This window comes from Streptomyces sp. AV19 (assembly GCF_015999245.1).
GTDB lineage: Bacteria > Actinomycetota > Actinomycetes > Streptomycetales > Streptomycetaceae > Streptomyces.
In genome coordinates, this window is record NZ_JAEAMR010000009.1 from 156748 (window position 1) to 162747 (window position 6000).

General features: G+C 72.0%; 4 protein-coding genes. 1 reads left to right on the plus strand and 3 read right to left on the minus strand.

Annotation, left to right across the window (positions count from 1 at the left end):
• Nucleotides 1-13: 13 nt before the first annotated feature.
• Entirely contained in the window at nucleotides 14-1033 is a 1020-nt protein-coding gene (locus I5Q34_RS17195) for an Ig-like domain-containing protein (protein WP_199893171.1), read from the minus strand.
• A gap of 237 nt (nucleotides 1034-1270) precedes the next feature.
• Nucleotides 1271-2872 (minus strand): glutamine-hydrolyzing GMP synthase, encoded by a 1602-nt coding sequence (gene guaA / locus I5Q34_RS17200; protein WP_199893172.1) that lies wholly within the window; start codon nucleotides 2870-2872, stop codon nucleotides 1271-1273.
• Nucleotides 2873-3238: 366 nt separating this feature from the next.
• Between guaA and I5Q34_RS17205 the strand changes: the two genes are divergently transcribed.
• Nucleotides 3239-3538, plus strand: coding sequence for a chorismate mutase (locus tag I5Q34_RS17205; RefSeq protein ID WP_199893173.1), 300 nt, complete (start codon nucleotides 3239-3241; stop codon nucleotides 3536-3538).
• A gap of 554 nt (nucleotides 3539-4092) precedes the next feature.
• On the opposite strand, the gene I5Q34_RS17210 is transcribed toward I5Q34_RS17205, so the two are convergent.
• Nucleotides 4093-5868 carry a GMC oxidoreductase gene (locus I5Q34_RS17210; RefSeq protein ID WP_199893174.1) on the minus strand — a complete coding sequence of 592 codons (1776 nt, stop codon included), beginning with the start codon at nucleotides 5866-5868 and terminating at the stop codon, nucleotides 4093-4095.
• Nucleotides 5869-6000: the final 132 nt, after the last annotated feature.

Here is a 6000-nt window from a genome sequence, read left to right on the forward strand (position 1 = left end):
CTCCGCCCCGGGATCAGCCGGTGCGCAGGCCCAGCGCGCTCCCCTTGAGCCACTCCTGCCAGTCGATGTTCCAGTCGCCGTAGCCGTTGCCGAAGCGGTCCATGGGCTTGGGCTTCACGCCGCCCTTGACCTCGACGACGTCGCCCTTGCGGCTCAGGCCGTAGAGCCACTTGGCGTTCTCGGTGGACATGCCGATGCAGCCGTGGCTGACGTTCTCCTTGCCGAACGACTCGGCGTTGTCGGGGGCGGCGTGCACGAACTCGCCGCTGATCGTCTCGCGCATGCTGTAGTCGTACGAGCCGTAGAAGCCGTCGGGGTGGTTGCGCGGGATGCCGATGGAGCGCGAGTCCATGATGACCCGGCCCTCCTTGGCGAGGATGGTCTTGATGCCCTGCCGGGTGCCGAAGCCCTTCGACTCGTCGCCGCCGCTGATCGGAATCGTGCGCAGCGTCCTGCCGTTGCGGACCACGGTGAGCGTGTGGGCCTTGAGGTCCACGGTGTTGACCATGGAGTCGCCGATGGTGAAGGTGACGGTGCGGTCGCGGTCGGCCGCGGTGCCCGTGCCGAGCTTCACGCCGGCGAGCCGGGCGTCCAGCGTCACCTTCGTCCCGGCGGGCCAGAACTTCTCGGGGCGGAAGTGGACCCGGGTGTCGCCCTTGGTCTCGTCCCAGTACCAGGCGCCGGGCACCTTCGGGGACGTGGAGACCTTCAGCCGCCCCTCGATCCCGGCCCGCAGTTCCTTGGCCACCTTCTGCTGCTTGAAGACGACGGCGATGGGCTGGCCGACGCCGACCTTCTCCCCGTTGGCGGGGGCTATTTCGGGCCGGACGATCCGGGCGGCGCCCGGCAGCAGGGCGGCCGGGGGCGCGGGCTTCTCCGTGACGGGAGCGGGCTTCGCGGGCGCGGACGCGGACGGGGAGACCGAGCGGGCCGGCTTCTCCTCGGCGTCGGCGGCTCCGCCGCAGCCGGCGGCGGCCAGGCCGGCCAGGGCCAGGGCGGCGGGCACTCCGAGGGGGCGGGCGAGGCGGCGCATCGTGCTCCTTGCGGGTCCGGTGTTCCGGGCGTGACGACTGTTCCGGGCGTGACGAAGCCGAGGCGGCTGCGCCTCGGCGTCGGACCATCCTAATTCGCACAAATGCACTGCTATGGGGCTCGCAAGGACGAGCGGACCCCCGCCGACGGGCGGGGGTCAGGAACACCCATGGAACGGCCGTGCCCCTCGTCCACAGCTGTGGACGAGGGGCACGGCCCGGGCACCTTCAGGGAGCGACTACTCCCACTCGATCGTCCCCGGGGGCTTGCTCGTCACGTCGAGCACGACCCGGTTGACGTCCCGGACCTCGTTGGTGATCCGGGTGGAGATCCGCGCCAGTACCTCGTACGGCATGCGCGTCCAGTCGGCCGTCATCGCGTCCTCGGACGAGACCGGGCGCAGCACGATCGGGTGGCCGTAGGTGCGGCCGTCGCCCTGGACGCCGACCGAGCGGACGTCGGCCAGCAGGACCACCGGGCACTGCCAGATCTCGCGGTCGAGACCGGCGGCGGTGAGCTCCTCGCGGGCGATGGCATCGGCCTCGCGCAGCAGGTCGAGGCGCTCGCGCGTGACCTCGCCGACGATGCGGATGCCCAGGCCCGGGCCCGGGAAGGGCTGGCGCTGGACGATCTCCTCGGGCAGGCCGAGCTCCTGGCCGACCATGCGGACCTCGTCCTTGAAGAGCTGCCGCAGCGGCTCGACGAGCTTGAACTCGAGGTCCTCGGGGAGGCCGCCCACGTTGTGGTGGGACTTGATGTTGGCGGTGCCGGTGCCGCCGCCGGACTCGACGACGTCCGGGTACAGGGTGCCCTGGACGAGGAACTCGACCGGCTGGTCGCCGGGCGCCTCGGCCACGATCTCGGCCTGCGCCTGCTCGAAGACCCGGATAAACTCCCGGCCGATGATCTTCCGCTTCTCCTCGGGGTCGGAGACCCCGGCCAGCGCGGACAGGAAGCGCTCCTGCGCGTCGACGACCTTCAGCTGGACGCCCGTCGCGGCGACGAAGTCCTTCTCGACCTGCTCGGTCTCGCCCTTGCGCATCAGGCCGTGGTCCACGTAGACGCAGGTCAGCTGGGAGCCGATGGCCTTCTGGACGAGCGCCGCGGCGACCGCGGAGTCCACGCCGCCGGACAGGCCGCAGATGGCGCGCCGGGTGCCGACCTGCTCGCGGATGGCCGCGACCTGCTCCTCGATCACGTTGCCCGTGGTCCAGGTGGGCTCGATGCCCGCGCCGCGGTAGAGGAAGTGCTCCAGGACCTGCTGGCCGTGCGTGGAGTGCATCACCTCGGGGTGGTACTGCACGCCGTAGAGCCGCTGCTCGTCGTTCTCGAAGGCGGCGACCGGCACCAGGTCGGTGGAGGCGGTGACGGTGAAGCCCTCGGGCGCGGCCGAGCAGGCGTCGCCGTGCGACATCCACACCGGCTGCTCGGCGGGGGTGCCCTCGAAGAGCGTCGAGGACGTCCGGCTGACGTACATCGCGGTACGGCCGTACTCGCGGGCGCCGGTGTTGTCGACCGTGCCCCCGAGCGTGGTGGCCATCAGCTGGAAGCCGTAGCACATGCCGAAGACGGGGACGCCGGCGCCGAAGAGCGCGGGGGCGTCGTCGAGGCGGGGCGCGCCCTCCTCGTAGACGGACGAGGGGCCGCCGGACAGGATGATCGCCTTCGGCTGCTTGGCGAGCATCTCGGCGACGGGCATCGTGCTGGGAACGATCTCGCTGTAGACCCGCGCCTCGCGCACGCGACGGGCGATGAGCTGGGCGTACTGGGCGCCGAAGTCGACAACGAGCACCGGTTCCGCGGTGTGGTCGTGGGCGGCGGGAGGAGGTGCTGCTGACACGGGAGCGGCCCTTCCGGCGAATCGAGGGTGGGGGTCTCTATTTGTCGATTCTACCGGGACGGGGGTGGCCGCTTTTGTCTCACCATCCGAATCCGGTGGGCATCCGCCGGTCATCCAGTGGCCGTCCAGTGGTCATCCGGTTGGCTCCGGGGCCGTCCCGGGGCCATACTGTCCGCCATGCGCGAGCACTCGACCTTCGTCTTTACCTATGGCACCGGCCCGTCCGGCTGCCATGGTCGTGCTGCTCAGCGATAGAACAGCGACTTCCACGAGCGCCCCGGGCCGGCCAAGGCCCGGGGCGCTCGTGCGTTTCCTCCTCCGGGCCGCGGCGGCACCGGGCACCGGACCCCGAGGAGAACCCCCGCCATGACCACCACCACCGGCGACACCGCCACCGACAACACCGGCGCCCGCACCGACGAGGCCGTCCACCTGATCACCGGCGCCCGCGAGCGCATCGACGACCTCGACGGCCGGATCATCGGCCTCGTCCAGGAACGGATGGCCGTCTCGGAGGAGATCCAGCGCGCGCGCATCGCCTCCGGCGGCCGCCGGGTCAACCTCTCCCGCGAGATGGAGATCCTCACGCACTACAGCGACCGGCTCGGCAAGAACGGCACCGTCCTGGCGATGACCCTGCTGGACCTGTGCCGGGGCCGCGTCTGACGCGCCCGTTCCCGCGTATCGCGCCGGAAACCCCGCGCCCGTCCCGTCACCCGTACGGCGCGTGACCGCCTCACGACCGGCTTCGTTGGAACCGGTGTCCGCGCCAGCCAGGAGCGGCCCACCAGAAATCCACGCGTGGTCTCCGCCCCTGTTCATCTGGGCGCCCGGCAACGACAGGGCGGATCCACCGGAGTGTGAGACGCCGAAGACGCGCGTCGTGGGACCTCACTCCGGTGGTACGGCGGCCGGTCGGCAGGGGACAGCAGTCCGGCCGCCAACCCGGTCGGCCGGTTCCGGGGACGCCCGGGACCGGCCGCATCCGCGGCGGGCGGTTGCGCCCGACCGGGGTCATGCCCCACGATGCGAAGAGGACACCGAGTCCCCGGCAAACCCCTTGCCCCTTACCGCCATTGGTCGGACCACCCAGACCCGCGGCGCTCCCCCCGGCGCCGCTCCGCGGCACCGAACCGCCCTGATCCCGGTGCCGGCAATCAAGGGCCCCGCGGCCGTCCGCACGCCCCCGCGTTGACGGTCCGGGGCCCTTCGCCGTTCCCCTATCGACCGGCCGGCGGCACGGGAGGGACCGGCAGGAACGGCAGCCGCAGCGCCCCGAACGCGCCCTTGGGCACGGCCGGTTCGCGCGGCTCGACCGCCGCCACCCGTACGTACGCGCCCCCCTGCGCCGGCCGCGGGTCCGGCTCGCCCTTGTTGGGCCAGAAGGACATGGCGCGCTCCGCCTGGGCCGTGATCGTCAGGGAGGGATTGACGCCCAGGTTCGCACTGACCGAGGAGCCGTCCACGACGGAGATCGACGGATGGCCGTAGAGCCGGTGGTACGGATCGACGACCCCGCGCTCCGGATCGGAGCCGATGGGACATCCGCCGAGGAAGTGAGCGGTGAGCGGGGTGCCCGCCAACTCGCCCACGTTGCTGCCCGGAAAGCCGTTGATCTCCTCGGCGATCCTGGCCGCGGCCTCGGACGCCTCGGGGAGCTGCACGGGGTTGGGCGCGCCGTGCCCCTGCCGCGCGGTCAGCAGGCCCTTCCCCGGGCCCCTCCTCCGGCGGTACGTGGTCAGGGAGTTGTCCACGGACTGCATCACCAGGCCGATGATGGTCCGCTCGGACCAGCGGCGCTTGGAGAGGGAGCGCATCAGCAGCACCGGGTGGCGCGCGCAGGACGCCACGAACGCCGGTACGCGCCAGGTGGCCACGGGTACCTGCGTGATGGTCAGCAGGCCCATCGCGTTGGAGCCCTTTCCATAACGGACGGGCTCGATGTGGGTGTTGGGGTTGGGGTGTACGGAGGAGGTGATCGCCACGCCCCGGGTGAAGTCCGCCGCCGTGCCGTGCGCCCTGCGGTAGCGGCGGTCGGTGGTCTGGGCGCCGACGAGGGCCTCGGAGTTGGTCCGGGTCAGGTGGCCGAGGCGGCCGGAGATCCGGGGCAGCAGGCCGCGGTCCTTCATGGTGTGCAGCAGCGTCTGGGTGCCGTACGTGCCGGCGGCGAGGACGACGTGCCGCGCGCGCAGCGTCCGGGGGCGGGCCCGGTGCCGGTCGGTGGGGACGGTGGCCACGCGGCAGCCCCCGCCGGGGAGTTCGGCGACGGCGACGACCTTGGTGAGCGGGTGGACGACGGCCCCGGCCTGTTCGGCGAGGTACAGGTAGTTCTCGTTGAGGGTGTTCTTGGCGCCGTGCCGGCAGCCGGTCATGCACTCGCCGCACTCGGTGCAGGCGGTGCGGGAGGGGCCGGCGCCGCCGAAGTACGGGTCGGGCACCTCGGTGCCGGGGGCGGCGCACGGCCCGTCGTTCCCCGCACCGGCGTCGCGTCCGTCGCCGAAGAAGACGCCCACGGGGGCCGGGTGGTAGGTGTGGCCGAAGCCCATGCGGTCGGCGGCGGCCTTGAGGTGGACGTCGGCGGGGGTCGTCGTGGGGTTGAGGCGCACGCCGAGCATGCGTTCGGCTTGCGCGTAGTACGGCTTCAGCTCCTCGTGCCAGTCGGTGATGTCCGCCCACTGCGGGTCCTCGAAGAACGAACGCGGGGGGACGTAGAGGGTGTTGGCGTAGTTGAGCGAGCCGCCGCCGACTCCCGCCCCGGCCAGGACCATCACATGGCCGAGCAGGTGGACGCGCTGGATCCCGTAGAGGCCGAGGGCCGGGGCCCAGAGGTAGTTGCGCAGGTCCCAGGAGTTCTTGGGGAGGGTGTCGCGGGTGAAGCGGCGGCCGGCTTCGAGGATGCCGACGCGGTAGCCCTTTTCGGTGAGGCGGAGGGCGGTTACGGCGCCGCCGAAGCCTGAGCCCACGACGATGACGTCGTAGTCGAACTCTGTTGGCATGGGTGCCTCCGTGGGTGGGTTGGTTGGTTGTGCCCCAGCCCCGCCCTTTCACCGTTTCTTCCGGGGCTGCGCCCCGGGGCCCGGCACCGCGCTCCGCGCGGTGGTGCGGGGGCTTCGCCCCCTGCGCCCCCA

Excerpts from the sequence above, each read along its gene's own strand:
- I5Q34_RS17195 (WP_199893171.1), bottom strand. The coding sequence starts at position 1,033 with ATGCGCCGCCTCGCCCGCCCCCTCGGAGTGCCCGCCGCCCTGGCCCTG.
- I5Q34_RS17205 (WP_199893173.1), top strand. The coding sequence starts at position 3,239 with ATGACCACCACCACCGGCGACACCGCCACCGACAACACCGGCGCCCGC.
- I5Q34_RS17210 (WP_199893174.1), bottom strand. The coding sequence starts at position 5,868 with ATGCCAACAGAGTTCGACTACGACGTCATCGTCGTGGGCTCAGGCTTC.